At 40.9% G+C, this 22,660-nt stretch carries 23 protein-coding genes, 1 tRNA gene and 1 riboswitch; of the genes, 5 read left to right on the forward strand and 19 right to left on the reverse strand.

Going from position 1 to position 22,660, the window contains the following annotated elements; translation table 11 throughout:
* Positions 1–58: 58 nt before the first annotated feature.
* The 12 genes from D8805_RS04910 to D8805_RS04965 all read right to left on the reverse strand — a co-directional run bounded on the left by D8805_RS04910 (position 59) and on the right by D8805_RS04965 (position 10,130).
* Positions 59–838, reverse strand: coding sequence for a replication initiator protein A (locus D8805_RS04910; RefSeq protein ID WP_125415782.1), 780 nt, complete (start codon positions 836–838; stop codon positions 59–61).
* Complete coding sequence (locus D8805_RS04915) at positions 835–1,008, reverse strand: hypothetical protein (RefSeq protein ID WP_125415785.1); 174 nt, start codon at positions 1,006–1,008, stop codon at positions 835–837. The genes D8805_RS04910 and D8805_RS04915 overlap by 4 nt, the downstream gene beginning before the upstream one ends.
* 208 nt (positions 1,009–1,216) lie before the next feature.
* Positions 1,217–2,578 (reverse strand): 23S rRNA (uracil(1939)-C(5))-methyltransferase RlmD, encoded by a 1,362-nt coding sequence (rlmD, locus tag D8805_RS04920; protein WP_125415787.1) that lies wholly within the window; start codon positions 2,576–2,578, stop codon positions 1,217–1,219.
* Between the two features lie 74 nt (positions 2,579–2,652).
* The gene (locus D8805_RS04925) at positions 2,653–3,627 is read right to left on the reverse strand and encodes a DUF1002 domain-containing protein (protein WP_125415790.1); all 975 of its coding nucleotides are present in this window, start codon (positions 3,625–3,627) and stop codon (positions 2,653–2,655) included.
* A gap of 86 nt (positions 3,628–3,713) precedes the next feature.
* Positions 3,714–4,316 carry a lysozyme family protein gene (locus D8805_RS04930; RefSeq protein WP_125415793.1) on the reverse strand — a complete coding sequence of 201 codons (603 nt, stop codon included), beginning with the start codon at positions 4,314–4,316 and terminating at the stop codon, positions 3,714–3,716.
* Positions 4,316–5,290 carry a nucleoid-associated protein gene (locus tag D8805_RS04935; protein WP_185759894.1) on the reverse strand — a complete coding sequence of 325 codons (975 nt, stop codon included), beginning with the start codon at positions 5,288–5,290 and terminating at the stop codon, positions 4,316–4,318. Before D8805_RS04935 ends, D8805_RS04930 begins: the two co-directional genes overlap by 1 nt.
* A gap of 7 nt (positions 5,291–5,297) precedes the next feature.
* On the reverse strand, positions 5,298–6,554 hold the full coding sequence (gene glyA, locus D8805_RS04940; protein WP_125415799.1) for a serine hydroxymethyltransferase: 1,257 nt from the start codon (positions 6,552–6,554) through the stop codon (positions 5,298–5,300).
* A 54-nt stretch (positions 6,555–6,608) separates the two neighbouring features.
* Entirely contained in the window at positions 6,609–7,040 is a 432-nt protein-coding gene (locus D8805_RS04945; protein ID WP_061416898.1) for a GNAT family N-acetyltransferase, read from the reverse strand.
* A gap of 1 nt (position 7,041) precedes the next feature.
* The gene (locus D8805_RS04950) at positions 7,042–7,644 is read right to left on the reverse strand and encodes an L-threonylcarbamoyladenylate synthase (protein WP_061416899.1); all 603 of its coding nucleotides are present in this window, start codon (positions 7,642–7,644) and stop codon (positions 7,042–7,044) included.
* Complete coding sequence (gene prmC / locus D8805_RS04955) at positions 7,628–8,464, reverse strand: peptide chain release factor N(5)-glutamine methyltransferase (RefSeq protein ID WP_125415802.1); 837 nt, start codon at positions 8,462–8,464, stop codon at positions 7,628–7,630. The genes D8805_RS04950 and prmC overlap by 17 nt, the downstream gene beginning before the upstream one ends.
* Complete coding sequence (gene prfA, locus D8805_RS04960) at positions 8,464–9,543, reverse strand: peptide chain release factor 1 (protein ID WP_125415805.1); 1,080 nt, start codon at positions 9,541–9,543, stop codon at positions 8,464–8,466. Before prfA ends, prmC begins: the two co-directional genes overlap by 1 nt.
* Complete coding sequence (locus D8805_RS04965) at positions 9,540–10,130, reverse strand: thymidine kinase (protein WP_125415808.1); 591 nt, start codon at positions 10,128–10,130, stop codon at positions 9,540–9,542. The genes prfA and D8805_RS04965 overlap by 4 nt, the downstream gene beginning before the upstream one ends.
* 122 nt (positions 10,131–10,252) lie before the next feature.
* Between D8805_RS04965 and D8805_RS04970 the strand changes: the two genes are divergently transcribed.
* Both D8805_RS04970 and mnmE read left to right on the forward strand, forming a co-directional pair.
* On the forward strand, positions 10,253–10,435 hold the full coding sequence (locus D8805_RS04970; RefSeq protein WP_001117401.1) for a 4-oxalocrotonate tautomerase: 183 nt from the start codon (positions 10,253–10,255) through the stop codon (positions 10,433–10,435).
* A 134-nt stretch (positions 10,436–10,569) separates the two neighbouring features.
* Positions 10,570–11,943, forward strand: a complete 1,374-nt coding sequence (mnmE, locus tag D8805_RS04980; protein ID WP_125415813.1) for a tRNA uridine-5-carboxymethylaminomethyl(34) synthesis GTPase MnmE — start codon at positions 10,570–10,572, stop codon at positions 11,941–11,943.
* Between the two features lie 42 nt (positions 11,944–11,985).
* Here the strand turns inward: mnmE and dapA are convergent, their stop codons facing one another.
* From dapA to D8805_RS05000, 4 genes are all read right to left on the reverse strand, one after another.
* Complete coding sequence (gene dapA / locus D8805_RS04985; RefSeq protein WP_125415816.1) at positions 11,986–12,921, reverse strand: 4-hydroxy-tetrahydrodipicolinate synthase; 936 nt, start codon at positions 12,919–12,921, stop codon at positions 11,986–11,988.
* A 51-nt stretch (positions 12,922–12,972) separates the two neighbouring features.
* Entirely contained in the window at positions 12,973–14,049 is a 1,077-nt protein-coding gene (locus tag D8805_RS04990; protein WP_125415819.1) for an aspartate-semialdehyde dehydrogenase, read from the reverse strand.
* A 357-nt stretch (positions 14,050–14,406) separates the two neighbouring features.
* Positions 14,407–14,479 (reverse strand) — tRNA-Thr (locus tag D8805_RS04995).
* Positions 14,480–14,584: 105 nt separating this feature from the next.
* The gene (locus D8805_RS05000) at positions 14,585–15,094 is read right to left on the reverse strand and encodes a QueT transporter family protein (protein WP_125415822.1); all 510 of its coding nucleotides are present in this window, start codon (positions 15,092–15,094) and stop codon (positions 14,585–14,587) included.
* Positions 15,092–15,188, reverse strand: a riboswitch (PreQ1 riboswitch). It overlaps the preceding gene by 3 nt.
* 28 nt (positions 15,189–15,216) lie before the next feature.
* On the opposite strand from D8805_RS05000, the gene D8805_RS05005 reads away from it, so the two are divergent.
* Complete coding sequence (locus D8805_RS05005) at positions 15,217–15,648, forward strand: GtrA family protein (protein WP_125415824.1); 432 nt, start codon at positions 15,217–15,219, stop codon at positions 15,646–15,648.
* Between the two features lie 84 nt (positions 15,649–15,732).
* Complete coding sequence (gene mscL, locus D8805_RS05010; protein ID WP_000910209.1) at positions 15,733–16,113, forward strand: large conductance mechanosensitive channel protein MscL; 381 nt, start codon at positions 15,733–15,735, stop codon at positions 16,111–16,113.
* Positions 16,114–16,153: 40 nt separating this feature from the next.
* Here the strand turns inward: mscL and hemH are convergent, their stop codons facing one another.
* Positions 16,154–17,248 carry a ferrochelatase gene (gene hemH / locus D8805_RS05015; protein ID WP_125415827.1) on the reverse strand — a complete coding sequence of 365 codons (1,095 nt, stop codon included), beginning with the start codon at positions 17,246–17,248 and terminating at the stop codon, positions 16,154–16,156.
* A gap of 153 nt (positions 17,249–17,401) precedes the next feature.
* On the opposite strand from hemH, the gene pepT reads away from it, so the two are divergent.
* Positions 17,402–18,625, forward strand: coding sequence for a peptidase T (gene pepT, locus D8805_RS05020; protein ID WP_125415830.1), 1,224 nt, complete (start codon positions 17,402–17,404; stop codon positions 18,623–18,625).
* Positions 18,626–18,668: 43 nt separating this feature from the next.
* Here pepT and D8805_RS05025 read toward each other — a convergent pair whose 3' ends face one another.
* Together D8805_RS05025 and D8805_RS05030 are read right to left on the reverse strand one after the other, a co-directional pair.
* Positions 18,669–21,707 carry a pneumococcal-type histidine triad protein gene (locus tag D8805_RS05025; RefSeq protein WP_312023348.1) on the reverse strand — a complete coding sequence of 1,013 codons (3,039 nt, stop codon included), beginning with the start codon at positions 21,705–21,707 and terminating at the stop codon, positions 18,669–18,671.
* Positions 21,708–21,720: 13 nt separating this feature from the next.
* The gene (locus D8805_RS05030) at positions 21,721–22,638 is read right to left on the reverse strand and encodes a metal ABC transporter solute-binding protein, Zn/Mn family (RefSeq protein ID WP_125415836.1); all 918 of its coding nucleotides are present in this window, start codon (positions 22,636–22,638) and stop codon (positions 21,721–21,723) included.
* Positions 22,639–22,660: the final 22 nt, after the last annotated feature.

Consider the following 22,660-nt stretch of genomic DNA (forward strand, 5'->3'; position numbering starts at 1 on the left):
TGTCACTCCACTTGAAATGACAATGAGCATAACTAATATCCACTCGATTGGCGACATTTTAACCACCTCCTTTTCTAACACGATTATTCCAAACGGAATACAAGCCGTTAAACACAAATTCAGCAAGTACTTCCGCTCGTCTAACAAAGCGAACATTGTCAAGAGCATACTGATAGATTCTCTCAAAATCAGTCATAGCTATATCACTGGCTGTTTCAGAAAAACCCTCTCGTCTAAATTGATCCTGTACCAATCCCCAAATATAATCTCGATCATATTTTGTGACCTTTTCTACTTTTCTTTTCAAGATAGGTTGAGTATACCTCTCCTCCTCGTCCTCAATAAATAAAGAATCAGTCTCACTATATTTAGTCTCACTAACTTCAGTCTCACTAGGGGCTGAATGTGAGACGGGGGTTGTTTCATTTTCAACCTGCCCTAGTCTTTTTTTAACACTAGGCCTGTTTGAATTACCTACTGGGGTAGAAGACAACTCCCCTAAATAAATCTTATTAGCTAGTCTTCCTTTCTCACTTGAAGACTGTTGAACTTCATCAATTAAGTCATATTCTTTAAGAGTTTTTTTGATTGATAGTAGTTTTGACTTCGAACAACCTAACAGCCTCATCAGTTTAGAATTAGAAAATACTAAATAAACCTCCCCTTCTTCATCTATCCAACCACGACTAAGAGATAATTCTAAACGATCTTTTAAAATAGAATAAGCCACCTTTACTTCTAATTTCATATCCATATATTTCTCATCCTCAAAAAGAATTTTAGGTAATTTATAATACCGTTCTGAAGTTTGGTATTGATTTGCGGTAATTCGTTTCATAGCGCTCCTCCAAGTTCTTTGAGTATTAAATCTCCACTTGATTCCAAGCGAACAAAGCCACTTTTTTCTAATTCAACCATAAGAGAGATGGCTTCAACAATGTCAATTCCCATTTCACGTACTAAAAATGAAATGACAATATAGCGTGATGATTGTAATTCTTTTGTCATTTTCCCTCCTGAAAATAAAAAAAGGAGAACAATATACAATTGTTCTCTCTTTAGATAAATATTTATTGTTGTATTCATTTTTCCGATGCGCAAACGACATCTACAAATACATATACATCTATGTGCCTTTTTAGGACTTTTTTGACGTCAAAATTGCCTTTATCTACAAAGACAAAATGCTTGTAAAATAGCTTAAAATCAAGGATTTTCACCCTTTTTTTCGTTGTAGCAACACTACACACTCCACGTGATGCGTCTGCGGAAATAGATCCACCGGCTGGACTTTCTTCAATTCATATCCCAACTCTTGGTAGAGTTTGATATCACGCGACATGGTTGCGACATTGCATGAAATATAAGCAATGCGGTCTGCTCCTGTTTGAGCGCTTGCTTTGATAAAGCTTTCGGTCAAGCCCTTGCGTGGAGGATCAACCAAGATAACGGTTGGTTGAATACCTTCTTTGAGCCAGTTCTTCATGGCATTCTCTGCTGTGTCACAGACATAGTGGGCATTTGTGATATTATTTAATGCAGCATTTTTCTGGCTGTTCTCAACCGCTTCTGGAATCACTTCAACACCGTAGACTTCTTTGACATGCTTCGCAACGGACAATCCAATGGTTCCAATTCCTGAATAAGCATCAATGACCACGTCATCTTCTCTTAACTCCGCAAAGTCAATAGCTGTTTGATAAAGTTTCTCAGCCATTTGAGTATTGACCTGGTAAAAGGCTGGTCCAGCGATTTGGAAGTCATTCCCCAACATCTGATCGGTAATGTAATCTTGACCGTAAAGAGTGCGCCAGTCCTTGCCAAAAATCGCATTGGTATTCTGGTCGTTGATATTTTGCATGACAGACACAATCTCTGGAAACTGCTTGATAACTTGTTCAATCAACTGCTCAACACGAAAAACTTTCGGACGAGTTGTTACCAAAATCACCATGATTTGCCCTGAATAGTGACCACGACGCACCACAAGATTTCGAATCAAGCCAGACTGTTCCTTTTCATCATAAGGTTTCAAATCATAACGACGGAGCAAATCGCGGAGAGCTACTACGACTTGGTCAATGACAGGATCCTGGATAAAGAAATCTTCAAGGGGCATGAGGTCGTGCGAATTTTTACGGAAAAACCCAGTTTCCAAGACACCATTCACTCGACGAACGGGCACCTGCGCCTTATTTCGGTACTTGACTGGATGTTCCATACCAAGCGTTTCAGCAACCTCCACATCGGTAATGCCAGCAATCTTGTAGAGGCTATCTCTGACTTGCTTGGTTTTAAACTTGAGCTGTTCTGGATAGGCAAGATGCCCCAAATCAGCGATACCTGAACGCAGATAAGCCAGATCAAGGTCTTTGTTACGATGCGGAGAGTGAGTAAGGTATTCTTCAACTTTTCCATATCCAATCTTTTTATTGACCTTAAGGACTCGCATGAGGATTTTCTCAGTTGGTAGAGCATTTTCTACAAAGAAAACCAAACCATCCACCTTAGCAACACCAGCACCTTCATGGGTCAAATCAACAACTTCAACTTCTACAATATCATTTTTCTTTAGCATATTTTTCACTTTCTATCGGCCGACAAAAAAAGACGGCAACATTTCTGTTACCATCTATTATATCATGAAATGACCTAAGCACCAAAACTCTTGAAGAAGTTGACAATGGCTTGCCAAAGGGAGCTAAAGAAGTTGCCCCCGTCTTCTAGCGCTTTATTGGCATCAAAGTTGAGGTTGATATTTTTAAAACTATCTCCAGCTTGAGAGACAATGCTTTGCTTGAGGTCATTTAGGGTTTTAGTGAAATCAGCATTGTTCAAAATGTCACTCTTCGAGAGGTTAAGTGCAAAATTGATGATGATATTGACCTGGTTTCCTGTTATAACCTGATCGAGTTTGTAGTTTTTCAGCGTGTCTTCAACGATTTTGCGGACATCTTCTTCTGTCAAATTACCTTTGGCTTCTTTTGCTTTTGCGATTCCTGTCTTGATATCTGCCAAAGCGACATTGAGTTTATTGGCATCATAGCCTGATTTGTCCTTGTTTTCAGCATTGATATCTGATAAGGCTTTTAGCTCCTCTTGAGCCAAGTCTTTATTGGCTTGCGGTACTTTGGCACCATTGGCCTCTAACGAGTAGTAAATCCCTGCTAGGGCGCTCTCTCCTGTAACTGGAATAGGAGCTGCAACTGTGATTCTGGCATGCTCCACTCCCAGCGTCACTGCTGCGTTGCGGTACATATCCTGCGTCACCTTGGTGATATTTTCAGGCGTTTCAATCTTGACTTCTAGAGGCGACTTATCACCCAGCTTTTGAATCTTGGCTGACGAATAGAGCTGTAGACTAGCATCATTAGCCACATTCATAATTTTCGAATAGACATCAGGTGTCATCGTTTTGATATCTTTGGTGTCTTTTGATGCGTCATAGCCTAGTTTGCTAAGAGTTTGATTTTTCTGGTCTTCAGATAGAGAAGAACCTAGAACATATTCAGGTTGTACATAGGTTTCATCGATTACTTTTTGAACATCTGTTGCTGCGTGGACACTCGTCATAGCTGTTGCGGCCCACAATACTGCAGCACTTGTTAGAAAGAATTTCTTTCTCATGGGATATTCCCTCCTTTACCTTTCTAGGGTAATAAAACAATCTTAAAGAAAACTTATAGCGAAAAACACCTGGCAAAACCAGATGTTTAGAAGAAATTAAAGAATTTCATGATATAAAGGTTGAATTGTACCTGTCTAGAATAGTAATAGTTTCCACCATTTACATAGAGTTCTGCTCCGTGAAAGATAGAAATCGGGTTGATATAGGTGTAGGTCTTCCCAGTGGTATTTCCAAGAATTGGAGCGACCGTTTCACGAGAATATTGTTTGGCTAATGCTAGAGTATTTTCCTTGCCATTTTGAGCGATAAAATCGATATAAGCGGGACCAAAATTATAGGCTTGCACGGCTGTCCAGACATCAACGCCCTTTTCCTGAGCTAGATAGAGATTATCAGTCAATGTCTGAATTCCCTGACGAATGCTCGTCACATTGTCATTGATAGTATTTGTGGTACCGCTAGCAGACTCGCTAGACTGCATGACATCGCCTTCTTTTCCTTTCGTTTCGGTATAAATCATGGCGAGCACAAGCTCTTCATTGGCTGGAGTATCTCTTTCACTGAGGATTTCTCGAACCATGGGTTGGTAGGTCATGACTTGCTTCACATCTTGATGGATATGATAGACTTTATAGACAGCGAAAAGGAAGACTGCTAGCACTAGCACTCTTCGTAGTAATTTAAACATTATTTACTTTGAATATCCTCGATATTTTTGATTAAGATAGAATAGGTTCCATTGTCATTTTGAATAAACTCGACCGATTCTGCGTCTTGGTAAACATTATTGGGAACGATAAGTTCGATTCCGTTTGACAAGGAAAGTTTTTGGTTTTCAAATTTCTTAAGCTGACGACTAGCATCAATTTCATCAAACTGGACTGGTTCTGGTACGGTCTCTTTGACTTGGTCAATAAAGCTCAATCGAGCTGTCAAGTTGTTATCAAAAAGGTCGTTAGCCAATTTTTCAGGTGACAGTTCATTGCTTTCTTCTAGATTGTTGAAAATTGCTGATTTAACCTTGGATTGAAATTGAAAATCATCTGTATTAAAGGACTCTGCGATTCTCTGAGCCGTTTTTTCCAGCTCCTTGATGGATTTCTTTGGTGAAATCTTAGGAGCAACACTTAAGAGATTATCTGAAAAATAATTCAAGAAAGTCCCATTATACTTGATTCGTTTTTCGATGAGATGGTACTTGCGACTTTGAAGATTGACCACCAAGGCCTCGTCAGCTCCCGTTCCAAATCCAGGCAGGTTATTCTGAGTCAGCTTGATTGGATTATCAACCTCTCCACCGAGGTGGGTCAAGGTCTCACGCAGGGCAATTCGCAAGAAAGCGAAATGTTCAACGCCTTCTTTAGAAAACTGCACAAAAACCAAGTCATTGGTCTTGAGGTTTTCAGAAATGCTGAACTCCTCTTTCCAAAGATTAGCCAGTGTTACTGATGTCTCCAACAAATCATCCGTGATGTGATTGAAGAAGGGATTTTCTTCTTCGAAAATCCCAGTCTTGGCTTCATCTGAATACACACGTTCGATTTTCTTGCGCAGGTATTCTTCAATTTTTGGAGTGATATTGAGAAACTTATCCGCTAGGAACAACTCGGTATCATCTGGGCTGAACTGATGGATAATAGCTTTCTTAATATAAATGTCCATAAAAGTATTAGTCCTCGTATAGTGGGAAGGCATCTGTCAACGCTTTGACTTCACTTCTCACTTCTTCTAAGACAGCTTCATTTTCTGCATTCTTAAGGGTTTTAATGATGAGTTCAGCCACTTTACGGCTTTCTTCTTCACCAAATCCACGTGCAGTGATGGCTGCAGATCCGATACGAATCCCACTTGTCTTGAATGGTGACAAGGTTTCGTATGGAATTGAGTTTTTATTTAGGGTAATATTGACTTCGTCCAGCAAGTTTTGAGCAACTTTTCCGTTCTCTACAACCTTAGTGACATCCACTAGGAAGAGATGGTTTTCAGTCCCGCCAGAAATGATACGGAAATCAGGGTCTTGCAAGAAGACTTCAACCATAGCTTTACTGTTCTTGATAACATTTGCTGCATATTCCTTGAAGGCTGGATCTAAAACTTCTTTGAAGGAAACAGCTTTAGCCGCAACAACATGCTCCAATGGACCGCCCTGAATACCTGGGAAAATAGCTGAATTGATCTTCTTAGCAAGTTCCTCATCATTAGTCAAAATTAAACCACCACGAGGACCACGAAGGGTTTTGTGGGTCGTTGTTGTGGTGATATGAGCGTATGGTACTGGACTTGGGTGAAGACCAGCCGCAACCAAACCAGCGATATGGGCCATATCGACCATGAGTTTAGCACCAACAGCATCTGCAATTTCACGGAATTTTGAGAAGTCGATAATTTGAGAATAGGCTGAAGCACCAGCTACGATCAATTTTGGTTTTACTTCTTGGGCTTGTTTCAAGATAGCATCAAAGTCCAAAAGTTCCGTTTCAGGATCCACACTATAAGAAACAAAGTTGTAGGTTTGACCAGAGAAACTGACAGAAGCTCCGTGGGTCAAGTGTCCACCTGCTGCCAAATCCATCCCCATGACCGTATCACCTGGCTCAATCAAGGCCATGTAAGCCGCGCAGTTGGCTTGGCTTCCTGAGTGTGGTTGGACATTAGCAAATTTAGCACCGAAAATTTCTTTCGCGCGTTCAATAGCAAGAGTCTCTACTACGTCTACTACATCAGTTCCACCATAATAACGGCGTCCTGGGTAACCCTCGGCATATTTGTTGGTCAAGATAGACCCTTGAGCAGCCATTACAGCCTTGGAAACAACGTTTTCCGAAGCAATTAACTCAATGTTGTTTTGTTGGCGTTCTTCTTCTTTGGCAATAGCATTCCAGAGATCAGCATCGTATGCTTTAAAATCATCTTTGTCAAAAATCATAGGTCTTCTCCTTTATAGTGTGACTGGTCCTTTAGTTTGTTTTTACAAAATAAACTAAAAGATGCGAATAAACCGTTTTTGCACTTTATCACAAGTATAACCAACTTTTTCATAAAATGCATGAGCACCCAGACGATGATCAGCAGAGTTTAAGCGGATAAACCCATAGCCCCGTCTTTTTGCCTCTTCTTCCAACCCTTGCATTAAGCTTTTACCAATACCTTGCCCTTGTGCTTGAGGTGAAACCGCTAAGCCTAAGATATTAAATCCTGCTTTGGAATAGAGGGATTCATAAACTTCAGCATGGACATATCCAAGTAGGACATGGCTGGCTTCATCCTCATAACCAAGTAGGAAATGATGTGAATCCTGAGATAGTCTAGCTAGTTGACTAGCTGTGTCCTCTGGACTAAAAGTATAGCCCAAAGTCTCTTGGTTAATCTCACATATAGCTTTCACATCTGTTTCTTGCAAATCTCTTAGCATCTCATTCCTCCTCAAAAGAAATCTCTGGCAACTGAGCGAGAATATCTTCACGCTTGATTGCCCCTTGGCGTAAGATTTTCACCTTATCTCCAGACAAATCCAAAATAGTTGAATCCAGTCCAGTTAGAAAAGCATCGTCCTCCAGACCCAGAACCTCTTGGTCAAAATCTTCAAGGATTTGCTGAAAGGTCACGCCACTTGCCTGACCTGAAATATTGGCAGACGGTCCAATCAAGGGACCAGTCTCTCGGATCAAATCAAGCGTAATGGGGTGACTCGGCATCCGAAATCCAACAGTTGCAAGCCCAGAATTGACCCAATAGGGAATATTGTCATTGGCTTCGAGGATAATGGTCAAGGGACCTGGTAAAAAGCTCTCCACAAGCTTTTTTAGATAAGTTGGTTGATTCTTTGAAAAGTGCAAGATGTCCTCTAGAGAAGCGACATTAAGATTGAGCGCCTTTTCTCTAGGACGACGTTTGAGTTGGTAAACATGGTCGACAGCTTTTTCATCTAAGGCCTTAGCAAAAAGACCGTAAACTGTCTCTGTAGGCAAAACAACAGCTCCGCCCTTTTCCAACTCTTGTCTAATCCTGTCCATCATCAGCTACAACCATCCTATCTTGACCAAATTGGTCCTTGAGTGTTCGTACTCGTTTTTCAGGAAGATGTTTCCTAAAAAGCGCAGGAACACTTTGACCTTGCTTGTATCCAATTTCAAGGTAAATCTTACCACCATCTTTGAGATAGTCTTTTGCATCTTCCACAATTCTGCGGTAAATAGCTAGGCCATCCTCATCTGCAAAGAGAGCTAGATGAGGTTCTGAATGCAAAACATTCAAACCGACCTCTGACTCATCTTCACGAGAGATATAGGGTGGATTGGATACAATTATATCATATTTTTCAGAAATTTCTGCAAAACAATCAGATTTTTTAAAAAATATCTGGAAATTCTGAACTTTAGCGTTTTCAGTTGCCAAATCTAGTGCATCCTGTGAAATATCAACTGCTGTCACTGACCAGTCTGGACGATTCTTTGCTAAAGCAAGGGCGATGGCACCACTTCCCGTACCGATATCCAAGACCTTAAGATTTTCATCAGAATTTTCAGCCAGGATGAGCTCAACCAACTCCTCTGTCTCTGGACGAGGAATCAAAACCCGCTCATCTACTTTTAACTGCATTCCAAAGAAATCTGCCTGTCCAATGATGTACTGGGCAGGTTTATGAGCTGCTAATTGCTGGAAAATTTCTTCTACAAATTGTTTTTCTTCTTCTGTTACCTCTTGCTGAAGGGCAAAGACAAAGTCTGTGAAAGAGAGATTTTTTAGGCTACGATAGACAAAAGAGAGGCTTTCTGCTTCCTCTCCTTGTCTTATCAACTCTTCTTCAAAATCTGAAAATAATTGAGCTAATTTCATTATTTGTTTAATTCTTCTAATTTTTGTGTTTGGTCATAGAGCACCAAGGCATCTACAACTTCGTCCAATTTTCCAGATAAGATAGTATCCAGTTTTTGGAGGGTTAAGCCAATACGGTGGTCTGTGACACGGTTTTGTGGGAAATTGTAAGTACGGATTCGTTCTGAACGGTCACCAGTACCGATGGTTGACTTACGCTCAGCGTCTTGTTCATCCTGAGCAATCTGCGCAAAATGATCAGCAACACGCGCACGGATGATTTTCATGGCCTTCTCACGGTTTTTCTGCTGGGTACGTTCTTCCTGCATTTCAACCTTGATATTGGTTGGCAAGTGAACGATACGAACAGCAGTCGCAACCTTGTTGACGTTCTGTCCACCAGCACCAGATGCGTGGTAGATGTCAACACGAAGGTCTTTTGGATCAATATCGTATTCTACTTCTTCGATTTCTGGCATGACAAGAACTGTGGCTGTCGAAGTATGTACACGGCCTTGGCTTTCTGTCACAGGGACACGTTGCACACGGTGGGCACCAGACTCATATTTGAGTTTAGAGTATACAGACTGACCAGAAACCATAGCAACTACTTCTTTGAAACCACCGACACCGTTCATAGAAGCTTCCATGACTTCAAAGCGCCAGCCTTGGGCTTCAGCATATTTTTGGTACATGGTTAGAAGATCACCAGCGAAGAGGGCTGCTTCGTCTCCACCAGCTGCTCCACGGATTTCAAGGATGATGTTCTTATCATCATTTGGATCTTTTGGAAGGAGCAATATTTTTAGTTTTTCTTCATACTCTTCTTTTTCAGACTTGGCATCTTTGAGTTCTTGCTTGGCCATTTCTTCCAAGTCCACATCTCCGCCAGACTCTTTAATCATCTCTTCAGCATCAATGATATTCTGAAGGACCTGTTTGTATTCACGGTAGGCTGTTACCGTGTCACGAGTAGAAGCCTCTTCTTTTGAAAGCTCCATAAAACGTTTGGTGTCTGAAACGACATCCGGGTCACTCAGCAATTCTCCTAATTCTTCATAACGGTCTTCTACAGCTTGTAGTTGATCATAGATGTTCATTTTTCTTCATTCTCCTTATTGATTTCAGGCGCAAAATAATGTTTACGGCAAACCGAGATATAGGTTTCATTTCCACCGATTTGGATCTGCTCACCATCATAAACGGGCAGTCCATCCTGAGTTCGTAATACCATGGTCGCCTTTTTCTTGCAATACTGACAAATGGTCTTGATTTCTTCAATCTTGTCTGCTAAGAGCAAGAGGTATTTCGAACCTTCGAACAATTCATTTCGAAAATCATTTTTCAAACCAAAAGCCATGACAGGTATGTCTAGCTCATCAACAACACGAGCTAGATCGTAAACATGGTGACGCTTGAGAAATTGAGCCTCATCGACTAGCACACAGTAAGGTTTTTCAGGTAAGTCTCGGATATAGCCAAAGATATCCGTCATTTCCTCAATCGCAAGGGCTGGGCGTTTCATGCCAATCCGACTAGATACATAGCCGACACCGTCACGCGTATCCAGAGCCGAAGTCATAATCACAACTCCCTTTCCTTGCTCCTCATAGTTATAGGCCACCTTGAGAATCTCAATCGTTTTACCAGAGTTCATGGTCCCATAACGATAATACAACTGTGCCATGCTTCTATTTCACGTCCATTTCTAAATTTTTGCTACATTCTAGTATATCATAATTTTCTGAAGCTTTAAACGGCAAAATGTGGTAAAATAGAAGAAATCAAAAACTAGTGGAGGAAGCTATTATGCCATTTGTACGCATCGATTTATTTGAAGGACGCACGCTCGAGCAAAAGAAAGCTCTTGCTAAGGAAGTAACAGAAGCTGTTGTTCGTAACACTGGAGCCCCTCAGTCTGCTGTCCATGTCATTATCAATGACATGCCTGAAGGAACCTACTTTCCTCAAGGTGAAATGCGCACCAAATAAACTAGCTTAAGCAGAATTGCTTAGGCTTTTTCAATCTCCAAGTAGCATCCGTTGAAGAAATAGTCTAATTTTGTTACAATTTGAAGAGATGCTTGGATACCATATCCTATAAAAGAAACACAAAAGGAATTAGTATGATTACACGTGAATTTGATACCATTGCTGCTATCTCCACACCTCTTGGAGAAGGGGCTATTGGGATTGTCCGCCTGAGTGGAACTGACAGTTTTGCCATTGCGCAAAAGATTTTTAAAGGAAAAGACTTAAGCAAAGTTGCTAGCCATACTCTCAACTACGGACACATCGTCGATCCTCAAACAGGAAAGGTCATGGACGAGGTTATGGTTGGAGCTATGAAGTCTCCCAAAACCTTCACTCGTGAGGATATTATCGAGATTAACACCCACGGTGGGATTGCAGTGACTAACGAAATTCTCCAGCTAGCTATCCGTGAAGGAGCTCGGTTGGCAGAACCCGGTGAATTTACCAAGCGCGCCTTTTTAAACGGTCGTGTGGATTTAACGCAAGCTGAGGCGGTAATGGACATCATCCGCGCTAAGACTGACAAGGCAATGAATATCGCCGTCAAACAATTGGACGGTTCTCTTTCTGATCTCATTAACAATACTCGGCAAGAAATCCTCAATACACTTGCGCAAGTTGAGGTCAATATTGACTATCCTGAGTATGACGATGTTGAGGAAGCCACTACTGCCGTTGTCCGAGAAAAGACTAAGGAATTTGAAGAACTCTTGACCAACCTCCTTAGAACAGCTCGTCGTGGTAAAATTCTTCGTGAAGGAATTTCCACTGCTATCATCGGGCGTCCTAACGTTGGGAAATCCAGCCTTCTCAACAACCTCTTACGTGAAGATAAGGCCATCGTAACAGACATCGCTGGTACCACACGCGATGTCATTGAAGAATACGTCAACATCAATGGTGTTCCTCTCAAATTGATTGATACAGCTGGTATCCGGGAAACAGATGATATCGTTGAACAAATCGGTGTTGAGCGTTCGAGAAAAGCCCTCAAGGAAGCTGACCTGGTACTACTAGTGCTAAATGCTAGTGAACCACTAACATCACAAGATAGACAGCTTCTTGAAATCAGTCAGGATACCAACCGCATTATTCTACTTAATAAAACTGATCTTACTGAAGCGATTGAAACTTCGGAACTTCCTGAAGATGTCATCCGTATTTCAGTCCTTAAAAACCAAAATATCGATAAGATTGAAGAGAGAATCAACAACCTCTTCTTTGAAAATGCTGGTTTGGTTGAGCAAGATGCCACTTACTTGTCAAATGCCCGTCATATTTCCTTGATTGAAAAAGCAGTTGAAAGCCTACAAGCGGTTAATGAAGGTCTTGAACTAGGGATGCCAGTTGATTTGCTTCAAGTTGACTTGACCCGTACTTGGGAAATTCTCGGAGAAATCACTGGAGATGCTGCTCCAGATGAACTCATTACCCAACTCTTTAGCCAATTCTGTTTAGGAAAATAAGAAAAATCCATGATCGTTCGGTCATGGATTTTATTGTCTTTATTAGTAATCTGGTCTTAAGACTCCTGTTACGGTTGCCTTTGTGGCCTCGTAGTCGCCGTCTACGACAACCTTGATAATGCGTTTGGCATCTTCTTCTGGTGCTGGAACTAGAGGTAGACGAGTTGGTCCAGCTTCAAATCCCATATAGTTAAGGACTGCCTTAACTGGAGCAGGACTTGGATAAGAGAAGAGGGCGTTGACCTTAGGAATGAATTTACGTTGAATAGCTGCCGCTTTTTCCATATCGCTTTCTGCAATGGCAGTAAACATCTCGTGCATCTCATCCCCGTTTGTATGAGAGGCAACAGAAATAACCCCATCCGCACCGAGATTCATAGCATGGAAAGCATCACCATCTTCACCTGTATAAATCAAAAATTCTTCTGGCTTATGCTCAATCAAGTAAGCCATATTTGCCAAGCTGGTACATTCTTTAACACCGATGATATTAGGATGGTCAGCCAAGCGGAGCATGGTCTCCGGAGTCAACTCGACAACCACACGGCCTGGAATGTTATAAATGATAATAGGTAAATCTGATGCATCCGCAATAGCTTTAAAGTGCTGGTACATCCCTTCTTGTGATGGTTTGTTATAGTATGGTACGATTGCAAGTCCTGCAGCAAATCCACCGAACACAGCCACCTCTTTGACAAACTCGATAGAGTCACGTGTGTCATTGGTCCCTACACCCGCAATCAAAGGAACACGTCCATTGACAACCTTTTGCACAGCCGCAAAGAGTTCCAACTCTTCATCGTGAGTCAAGGTCGGACTCTCAGCAGTCGTTCCAGCTAGAAGAATTCCATCTGTGTGATGGGCCAACAAATGCTCAATCAAGGCTGGAATAGCATCAAAGTTGATGGAACCATCCTCATGGAAAGGGGTAATAAAGGCCGTGATGATTTTACACTCTTTTAAATCTTGGTAAGACATGTGGAACACCTCTCTATTTCAAAGAAGGAGTTCATTCGAACTCCTAAACCATTATTTCAATTCAAATTTCAGCTCAGCTGTTGGACGAACCAGTCCACGTTCGTGAAGAGTTTCTGCAATTTGAACTGAGTTCCAAGCAGCACCTTTGAGAAGGTTATCTGATACAACCCACATGTGAATTCCTTTTTCTGCATCCAAGTCTTTACGGATACGACCAACAAAGGTATCACGTGAACCAACAGCATTGATGGCTTGTGGATAGACTTGGTTAGCTACATCATCCTCCAGAACAGCACCTGGGAAGGCTGCGATAGCTGCTTTCACTTCTTCGATTGGAGCCACTTCTTTTGTTTCGATATAAACTGACTCAGAGTGAGCTGACAAGACTGGAATACGAACACATGTTGCAGACACTGCGATGCTATCATCTTCCATGATTTTCTTCGTTTCCTTAGTCATCTTCATCTCTTCGTAAGTGTAATCATTGTCAGTAAAGACATCGATTTGTGGAAGAGCGTTAAAGGCGATAGGATAGTGTTTCTTGTCACCGCCTGAAGGCAAGATTTCCGCATGCAAATCACGTGGATTCACACCGTCATTCAAGACTTCACGAAGTTCACGTTGTGTTTCAAGAATCGCTCCCATACCAGCACCAGAGACTGCTTGGTAAGTTGAAACGATGATACGGTCCAAGCCCCATTTTTGACGAACTGGCTCAAGCGCTACCATCATTTGGATTGTTGAACAGTTAGGACAGGAAATGATTCCGTTGTGGGCATCCAAGGCATGTGCATTCACTTCTGGAACCACCAATGGTACATCTGGGTTTTGACGGAAGTAGGATGTGTTATCAACCACTACCGCTCCAGCTTGAACTGCATATGGTGCATACTTAGCTGATGTCGAACCGCCCGCTGAGAAGAGAGCAATATCAACCCCCTCAAAAGCTGTCTCGGTCGTTTCCTCAATCGTAATATCTTGGTCTTTAAATTTCAAAGTCTTGCCTGCTGAACGTGCAGAAGCAAGGTAACGGATTTTATCAATAGGAAGTGTAGATTCTTCCAACATTTTTATCATTTGAGCTCCGACAGCACCTGTCGCGCCGACTACAGCAACTGTATATCCCATAACTAACCTCTTTCGGAATTTTCTAAAAATTTCTATAATAGATGTATTATACTACTTTTTCCAGAAATTGAAAAGCTTTTTTAGACTATATTTTCTGAAAACTAAAAATCCCTAGTCATTGACCAGGGACTAAGAGGCATCTTCATGTGATGAGCAGGTTCACACAACTCATCAAGGTCCGCTCCTGCGTTATGACCTCCTTATGCTCAATAGTAGTCCGAAGACTACCTATCGACTCATCGCAACTACTATTCTACTAGATAGAGTTACTTTTGTCAACTGTCAAAACTCTTTAGCTTCATTTTCACAGAAGTATAAGAAAAACCTTGGGAGACCAAGGTTATTTTGTTTCTATCATGCTAATTGCCGGGATTGAACCGGCGACCTCATCCTTACCATGGATGCGCTCTGCCAACTGAGCTAAATCAGCTTACCTAAAAAGTATACTATAGTTCTATGCTCTTGTCAAGCGCTCTCTTTTAATTTTATGGAATGAAAAAAGCTAGATTTAGCAAGAATCTAGCTTATAAACTTCTTATTTTGTAAGGTCGATTCGCTGTCCCAGTTTATTGATCAAAATCGCACCTACGATAAGTGATGCAAACTCACCAATTCCCGTAGAGAACCATGTCAAGAAGAACGGAGCTTCTGCAACGATATGGAGTTCAGCTGCAATGGTAATCATTGAAATGGAGAAGAGGATTGAAAAGAAGAAATGATCTTTTCGAATCAAACCATTGAACAGATAGTCTTTCTTGTACTTGCTAAATAGCCATACACCTAGACTTAGGAAAACTAGGGTAGATCCCCCGCCGACAAAGACATCTATTAGACCAAAGCTAAAGAAATTAGCAATCATACAACCAATCGTCACACCGATGATATATTTAGGGTTATAAAATGCCAAGAAATTCATCATCTCTGAAATACGGAACTGATAGGCGCCGTAGCTAATGGCATTCAACGGTGGCGTAATGGTCAAAACCACATAGATAGCAGCAACAATAGCGATGTCTGCCATATCGCGAACAGTTAATTTTTTCATGTTTTCTCCTTTGGCGGTTTCCCGCGTAAAATATGCTTGGTGAAAGAAGCTAAGCACCAAGGGTTGATTGAATCAACCTTACCAGTATAGCACAATATATGACTTTATGCTATACTAAAATCATGAAAAAACTAATAAAAACTTTCTTTGATAACGAAATCCTCTCCTACTTATTTTTCGGTGGAGCTACTACTCTGATCTCGATTTTATCACGTTTGCTTATTTACCATATCAGTCATCAGGAAATCCTAGCAACCGTACTCGCAAATATCATTGGGATTCTCTTTGCCTTTATCACAAATGACACCATCGTCTTTAAGCAAAAGAGAAAGAATTGGCCGACTCGCCTGGCTAAGTTTTTCTTAGCTCGTCTCTCTACTCTTGGTCTTGACGTTCTTTTAACTTATATCTTTGTTACATCTTATCCCGATATTATCGGGCAATTTGTCAACGATCAACTAGATCAGGTTAATGCCATCGAAACGCTAATTGCGCAGGTTTTGATTATCATTCTTAACTATATTTTTAGTAAAGTATACGTTTTTTATAAATGAAATGGATGTCATTAAGCATTAAGGTTGCAATATTTAGGTATTTCAGGTACAATTAAGATTAGTTTTTGAAAGGAAATTATGAAAATGTTAAAAGATCTTAAAGAATTTTTGCTTCGTGGGAATGTCGTTGACCTCGCTGTCGGTGTGATCATCGCCTCTGCTTTTGGTGCTATCGTTACTTCACTTGTAAATGACATCATCACTCCACTTATCTTGAATCCAGCTTTGAAAGCGGCGAACGTTGAACGCATCGCTGAACTTTCATGGAATGGTGTTGGTTATGGTAGCTTCTTGAGTGCTGTTATCAACTTCTTAGTGATTGGCACTGTCCTTTTCTTCGTTATCAAAGCTGTTGAAAAAGCTCAAAACCTTACTAAGAAAGAAGAGCCAGCCGAAGATACACCTGCTGCTCCAACTGAACTTGAAGTCCTTCAAGAAATCAAAGCCCTTCTTGAGAAAAAATAAGACAAATAAAGGATCTAGCTTCATGCTAAATCCTTTTTCTTTACTCTTTCGGCAATTTACCAGCCTTTTCGAGCATTTTCTTAATTAAGTAAGGCATCTTCACATTTTCACGGCCTTTTTTCTCAATCAGTTTTTTGACAAATTCTGGCATTTGGAGGTCGTCTGTCTCCTCCATAATATCCTTAGTGGTAGCTGACGGAGCTAGCTCGTCAAAGGTTTCTTCTTCTGGGAGAAATTCCTTAAATTCTTTGTGCTCATTGGCTCTTATAGTATCAACTAAAGCGTCAATTAAACGAGAGTCTGTGTTTGGCATAGGTGGACGATGATAGGTTACACCTAATTCTCGACATAATTCATAACATTCTACATCATTATCAAAAAGAACTTCGATATGTTCACTGATAAAGCTAATCGGGACAAAGATATAATGCTCTGGATGTTGCTTTTGTTCTCGCAAATATTCTAAGACATCTGGCTTAATCCAAGGGATTCCAATATCACTCTCGCTCTGCCAAGTATTGGTATACTGGTCGGCTGTTAGACTGAGTTGCTCTGCTATCAACTTGCTATTATCAAAAATCTGATCGATATAAGGATCTCCAAAGTCCAAGGCAAAAATTGGAACACTGTGAGCTGAGAAGATTACCTTAAAGGACTCTTCTCCCACATCGTTTCGTAAAATTTTGCTAATCTCATCTGTCCAAAAGTCCAGCAAAGACTGTTGCTGATACCAATCCTTAATGACTAAAAATTGTATTTGCTGGCTCTCCAGAAACTTTTCATACCCCATAACCGAGTAAAAAGAATAATGAGGTTCCAAAATCAAACAGATACACTCTTCAACGCCATCAGCCTCCATCTGCTTGATCACATCAGGGATAAAGGGCCGAGAAAATTTGTTAGCAAAGTAGATGCCATACTCTTCTCCTAACCGTTCCTTGACTAGACTGACCTCCTCACGTGTAATCCTCTGAAGCGGTGTTCCACCTATACGAACATAATTGTCATAAAGAGTCTGAATCTCGTGATCCTTGGGCCTGATTCCACGACGAATATTGGTAAAAAAATCCGCCACACTCTCAAAGGTAATCTCTTCTGGCGACCCGAATGTCATCATTAAAATTGCTTTTTTCATTGATATGTCCTTGTGATGTTTTTTTCAATTACCATTCTACCATGAAATATATCATAAATAAACGCTTTCATTCATTTTATTTTTATTTACTTCTCTTTGTCTTTCTCTCCATTCTATGATACAATGAAAAAAATGATTATTAAAGGAGTTTTTATGACTTATCCCAACCTTTTAGAGCGTTTCTTGACCTACGTTAAGGTCAATACGCGTTCTGATGAACACTCGACTACTACTCCAAGTACGCAAAGCCAGGTAGATTTTGCAACCAACGTTCTTATTCCTGAAATGAAACGTGTCGGTCTGCAAAACGTTTACTACCTTCCAAATGGTTTTGCTATTGGGACCTTACCAGCAAACGATCCAAGCTTGTCACGCAAGATTGGCTTCATCTCCCACATGGATACTGCTGATTTTAATGCTGAGGGAGTTAATCCGCAAGTCATCGAAAATTACGATAGTAGAGCTATCGACTTGGGTGATTCTGGATTTAAACTCGATCCTGCTGATTTCAAGAGCCTTGAGAAATATCTAGGCCAAACCCTTATCACAACCGATGGCACGACCTTGCTGGGTGCTGATGACAAGTCAGGGATTGCTGAGATTATGACTGCTATTGAATATCTGACTGCTCATCCCGAAATCAAACACTGTGAGATTCGAGTTGGTTTTGGTCCAGATGAAGAAATCGGTGTCGGTGCTGACAAGTTTGATGCAGAAGACTTTAACGTTGACTTTGCCTATACTGTTGATGGTGGACCACTAGGAGAGCTTCAATACGAGACTTTCTCAGCAGCTGCTGCTGAGCTTCATTTCCAAGGACGCAATGTTCACCCTGGTACTGCTAAAGGACAGATGGTCAATGCCCTTCAGCTAGCGATTGATTTTCATAATCAACTTCCAGAGAATGACCGACCTGAATTGACAGACGGTTATCAAGGTTTCTATCATCTTATGGATGTGACAGGTAGTGTCGAGGAAGCGCGTGCAAGCTACATCATTCGTGACTTTGAAAAGGATTCCTTTGAAGCGCGTAAAGCAGCTATGCAGTCTATTGCTGATAAGATGAATCAAGAGCTTGGGAATGATCGCGTTAGCTTGACTCTGACAGACCAGTACTACAATATGAAGGAAGTCATTGAGAAAGACATGATGCCTGTTACCATTGCTAAGGCTGCTATGGAAGATTTAGGTATCACGCCAATTATCGAACCAATCCGTGGTGGAACAGATGGATCTAAGATTTCCTTTATGGGAATTCCAACTCCAAATATCTTTGCTGGTGGAGAAAACATGCATGGACGTTTTGAATACGTCAGCCTTCAGACCATGGAACGTGCTGTAGATACTATCATTGGTATTGTATCTTATAAAGACTAAAAAAGACGAGGTAGCTCAGCTACTTCGCCTTTTTTTATTCTTTTTATTGAGCACTTGGCTCAGTCTCACTTTGCACTTGCTTTTCTGTTGGTTGAGAAGCAGCTGTTTCACTGTCTTTCTTAGACTTAGATTGGCTATCAGTTTCACTTGCTTTTGAACGGAGTTCCTGGTTCAAGCTAATGATTTCTTTAGCTAGAGTGAGGAGACCTTCTTTGTCGCTGCTTTTGGCTGCAAGTTGATCAAATAGGGTATCAACACGTTCAAAGTCAGCATCGGATCCTTTGTTATCCTCTAAGTACTTGTGAAGAGAGAGCAAGACATTATAGAGTTTTTGGTAGATGATCACGGTTTGTGGATCTTGTTCTGCTTCTTTTTCCTCTCGTTGGATAGTCGCTGCAATACGATTTAAAAGATCCTCAAGTTGTGTTTTAGCTTCGTCAAGATCTGCATTTTCCTTTTCAGTAGCCGCTTTGATATTAGCTGCTTCTTCAGCTAGAGATTGTTTGACACCATCTTCTTTGACACGCGCTAGGAGTTGGGCAGCTTTTGTTAGAAGAGCATCCACTTCTTCCTTCTTAACATGGCTAACCCGCTCTTCTGGCATAAAATCACCGTAGAGTTCTTTTAGGAATTCATAGATGGCTGTCTTAGCAGTTTGACTATCTACTTTTTCCGTATCTAGAATAGTCTTACCAGCTTTTGTAGAAACGGGTTCTTCTTTGAGAGCTTCTTCTACTTCTAGCTTAGTTTGGTAAATAGTTGGGAATAACTTGTTCAAGTCGGTAGCTTTGAGGAAAGATTGTGACTGGTAAAGTTCCCATGTCAACTGGGCAACACGGTTCCGAAGTTCTTCTCTCAAACGACCATCAGATACATGTTCATAGAAATACTTGATGTACTCTACTGTTGTAACCCCTGTCCGATCTCGGAAATCTTGCAAGGCCTGAAGTTTTGCTTCAATGGCAGCCAACTCTGTCTCATCTTGTGCTAGTTTTGCTTCCTGCAAATGTATCAAAAGATCCTTCTTAGGCAAGCCATAAGTATCTGTATCCAGTGTATTGATCTTATCTACAAGGGCTTGGTACTTCTTATCTAAAGGTGAAGTTTCAACTGGTGCCACACTTTGATCCACATGGATATACTGTTTATCAAAGAGATCCAAGGCTGCTAGATATCCAGCAGTTGAGTTTGTTGCCAGTTTTTTCATATTTTCGGTGAACTGCCCCAAAGCAAGTTCAACACGTCTCTGCATGATTGGCTGGTCTTTGTAGAGACTTCTGCTATCTGCTAAAAGTTGATCCACCTTAGATAGAACAGTTTGTTCATCAAAAGCTCCAGGTTGATAGGTCGATTGTAGGGCCGGAATCTTATTTTTCAAAGCTACTTCATAGCCCTTAGTTTGAACCTTGATGTAGTGATTGTGGTCTCCGTGAGGAATCACAAAACTACCACTTTCTACCTGTAAACTATAAGGAGATACCCCATCACGTAGGGCAGTCGTATACAGTTCATTTAGGAAATCAAGTTCTGGATTTCCAGATTGGAGAGGAATACGAACATGTTCTTTTCGAACAGCATAGGGATGGATATGGGTTGGATCATAGGCTTGATCCGGATTTCCAAAGACAAAGAATCCATTTGAAATGCGAATTGCTTCGAGCGGTACTCCGTAGGTCTGTGAGATATACTTGATTTTTTCTTCATCGCTCGCATCTCTCGAGAAACTTTCCACAGTCTTTGCAAGTGGTTGAACGTGCTGCGGCTGATGATTTTCTTTCAAGTGATCTTGGGCAGCTTTGATTTGGGCTGCAGTCAAGTCCTTCTTAAAGAAATAATGAGCGTGATCTCCATGAGAAACTACAAAACCTTGCTCATCCTCACTAATGACGCGGTCAGCTGCAAAACCATGATCATGTTCTTCACTGTGATGGTGGTCATGCTCCTCTCCATCATGGTCATGATCTTCATGGTTGGTATCCTGACTTCTATGATCACCGTCTTTGGCATGACGATGATCTGGTTGAGTTGGATGCTCTGCTGGTTTACTTGGATTTTCCAAAGGTGTTGGCTTCCCACTGTCGCTAGATAAAGGAATCATACGCGCAATCTTTTCTTCCAAGGCAGAAAGTTTTGTATATGGGATGAAATGATAGTGATTTCCGTGCGGAATCGCCACACCACTCGGTGTTCTACTTGAAATCTTAGCAGGGTCAAAAATCAAGCCATCTGATTCTGCATAACGTTGATTACTTGGAAGTGCATAGAGCTGTTTTAATAAATTCTGAAGGTTCTCTTCTGGATTGCTTGGTGTTTCAGTTTGTTGACTAGGATTAGTGGTTTGACTGGTTCCATTTTGACTTGGACGATAGTCAGTCACACTTGGCTGTTTTCTAGTTCCAGAGAGGTAGGCTTGGGCGGCAGCCAATTCGCTAGCAGACAAGGAGCTCTTCGGAATATAGTGGTAATGTCCACCATGAGGGACGATATAAGCATCACCAGTATCCTCGATAATATCAGACGGATTAAAGATGTACCCATCATCGGTTGTATAGCGACCTTGAGATTGAGCAAGCGCCACTGCACTGTTAGAAGTTGGTGCATCATGAGTATGACCTTGTTTTTGGCGCTCAATTTCGTCCTTCGTACGAATATTATCAGCATGAGCCGCATCTTTAAGGTAGACATAATACTTACCATCCACCTTGATAATATAACCACCTTTGATTTCATTGACAATATCAGCATCTTTCAGTTGATAATTGGCATCTTTCATCAAAAGTTCTTCGCTGAAAATCGCGTCAAAAGGAACTTTACCATTGTAATAATGGAAATGATCACCATGTGAAGTCACATAGCCTTGATCGGTGATTTTCACAACAATTTGTTCAGCCTGAATGTCTTCTTTTTTGCTAACTTGATCTGGTGTTTGGGTCGCTGTTTTTTGAGAATCTTGTTTCCCATCGACATAAGACACACGATTTGTATTTTTGTTTCCTTCTACCTGATGTTGGTTTAATGCATAGATACAAAGACTTAAGGAAAGGACTAGAGCCGATCCTGCCGCAAGGTATTTCTTCTTCATTTTCATCATCTCCTCATTTTAATTCTTCTGCAAGAACATTCATATTTTCTTCAAGGTTTTCTAAGTAAGTTTTGTCATTTTCAGGATCTGCTTCCAAAGGATTCAGTGTCTTTAGGCTAACTCCTGTTGATTTGACCAAGGTTTCAGCGACTTTAGAAGAAGCATTGCTCTCAGTAAAGATAGTTTTAACCTTATAGGTCTTAACGAATTCTTGAATTTCTGTTAGTTGTCTTGGACTTGGTTCTTGTTCGGGAGAGATACCTGCAATACCAAGTTGATTAAGTCCAAATCGCTTAGCGAGATAAGAAAAAGCTGTATGTTGTGTAACAAAAGTCTTTTGGCTCGCTTTTTCAAAAATAGGCTGGTATTTCTTGGTCAATTCTTGTGCTTTAGCGATAAAGTTTTTAGCATTCTTTTGATACGTTTCCTTATTAGCACTATCAATCTCCGAAAGTTTGTCCGCAATAATCTGCGCTTCTTCTCCTGCTTTTTCAGGATCTAACCAAGTATGTGGGTCATAGAGTGTTTTTTCATCAATACCGTCACCAGCTTCTACATCTTCCAAACCTGGAACACGCTCCAACGTCATTCCTTCAGAAGCTTCTAAAACCTTAACTTTTGAGTTTTTCAAGTTAGGATCTAGACTTCCAGCCCAAGACTCAAGTGTATGCGAGTGGTAGACAAAGACATCCGCATCATAGATGGCAGCAATGTCATTCGCTGAAGGTTCATATGAGTGAATTCCACTACTTGACTGAATCATCCGAACATCATTCAAATCACCTGATACCTCTTTGACCATGGCATAGATTGGGTAAAAACTTGTTACAATCTTCATCCCTTTTGCTTCTTGTTTTTCTTTTTGGCTACATGCTCCTAAGACAAGAACCAACAGACTTGCCATTAATAATAGGATCGTTCTTTTTTTCATCATTACTCCTTAACTAGTATTT

Source organism: Streptococcus oralis subsp. dentisani, assembly GCF_003944205.1.
GTDB classification, from domain to species: Bacteria; Bacillota; Bacilli; order Lactobacillales; family Streptococcaceae; genus Streptococcus; species Streptococcus oralis_BH.

What these genes read in the sequence shown, in the direction of transcription:
- D8805_RS04910 (WP_125415782.1), bottom strand. Translation starts at nt 838, where the DNA reads ATGAAACGAATTACCGCAAATCAATACCAAACTTCAGAACGGTATTAT.
- D8805_RS04915 (WP_125415785.1), bottom strand. Translation starts at nt 1,008, where the DNA reads ATGACAAAAGAATTACAATCATCACGCTATATTGTCATTTCATTTTTA.
- rlmD (WP_125415787.1), bottom strand. Translation starts at nt 2,578, where the DNA reads ATGCTAAAGAAAAATGATATTGTAGAAGTTGAAGTTGTTGATTTGACC.
- D8805_RS04925 (WP_125415790.1), bottom strand. Translation starts at nt 3,627, where the DNA reads ATGAGAAAGAAATTCTTTCTAACAAGTGCTGCAGTATTGTGGGCCGCA.
- D8805_RS04930 (WP_125415793.1), bottom strand. Translation starts at nt 4,316, where the DNA reads ATGTTTAAATTACTACGAAGAGTGCTAGTGCTAGCAGTCTTCCTTTTC.
- D8805_RS04935 (WP_185759894.1), bottom strand. Translation starts at nt 5,290, where the DNA reads ATGGACATTTATATTAAGAAAGCTATTATCCATCAGTTCAGCCCAGAT.
- glyA (WP_125415799.1), bottom strand. Translation starts at nt 6,554, where the DNA reads ATGATTTTTGACAAAGATGATTTTAAAGCATACGATGCTGATCTCTGG.
- D8805_RS04945 (WP_061416898.1), bottom strand. Translation starts at nt 7,040, where the DNA reads ATGCTAAGAGATTTGCAAGAAACAGATGTGAAAGCTATATGTGAGATT.
- D8805_RS04950 (WP_061416899.1), bottom strand. Translation starts at nt 7,644, where the DNA reads ATGATGGACAGGATTAGACAAGAGTTGGAAAAGGGCGGAGCTGTTGTT.
- prmC (WP_125415802.1), bottom strand. Translation starts at nt 8,464, where the DNA reads ATGAAATTAGCTCAATTATTTTCAGATTTTGAAGAAGAGTTGATAAGA.
- prfA (WP_125415805.1), bottom strand. Translation starts at nt 9,543, where the DNA reads ATGAACATCTATGATCAACTACAAGCTGTAGAAGACCGTTATGAAGAA.
- D8805_RS04965 (WP_125415808.1), bottom strand. Translation starts at nt 10,130, where the DNA reads ATGGCACAGTTGTATTATCGTTATGGGACCATGAACTCTGGTAAAACG.
- D8805_RS04970 (WP_001117401.1), top strand. Translation starts at nt 10,253, where the DNA reads ATGCCATTTGTACGCATCGATTTATTTGAAGGACGCACGCTCGAGCAA.
- mnmE (WP_125415813.1), top strand. Translation starts at nt 10,570, where the DNA reads ATGATTACACGTGAATTTGATACCATTGCTGCTATCTCCACACCTCTT.
- dapA (WP_125415816.1), bottom strand. Translation starts at nt 12,921, where the DNA reads ATGTCTTACCAAGATTTAAAAGAGTGTAAAATCATCACGGCCTTTATT.
- D8805_RS04990 (WP_125415819.1), bottom strand. Translation starts at nt 14,049, where the DNA reads ATGGGATATACAGTTGCTGTAGTCGGCGCGACAGGTGCTGTCGGAGCT.
- D8805_RS05000 (WP_125415822.1), bottom strand. Translation starts at nt 15,094, where the DNA reads ATGAAAAAATTAACTGTTCGCGATATGGCAGACATCGCTATTGTTGCT.
- D8805_RS05005 (WP_125415824.1), top strand. Translation starts at nt 15,217, where the DNA reads ATGAAAAAACTAATAAAAACTTTCTTTGATAACGAAATCCTCTCCTAC.
- mscL (WP_000910209.1), top strand. Translation starts at nt 15,733, where the DNA reads ATGTTAAAAGATCTTAAAGAATTTTTGCTTCGTGGGAATGTCGTTGAC.
- hemH (WP_125415827.1), bottom strand. Translation starts at nt 17,248, where the DNA reads ATGAAAAAAGCAATTTTAATGATGACATTCGGGTCGCCAGAAGAGATT.
- pepT (WP_125415830.1), top strand. Translation starts at nt 17,402, where the DNA reads ATGACTTATCCCAACCTTTTAGAGCGTTTCTTGACCTACGTTAAGGTC.
- D8805_RS05025 (WP_312023348.1), bottom strand. Translation starts at nt 21,707, where the DNA reads ATGAAGAAGAAATACCTTGCGGCAGGATCGGCTCTAGTCCTTTCCTTA.
- D8805_RS05030 (WP_125415836.1), bottom strand. Translation starts at nt 22,638, where the DNA reads ATGAAAAAAAGAACGATCCTATTATTAATGGCAAGTCTGTTGGTTCTT.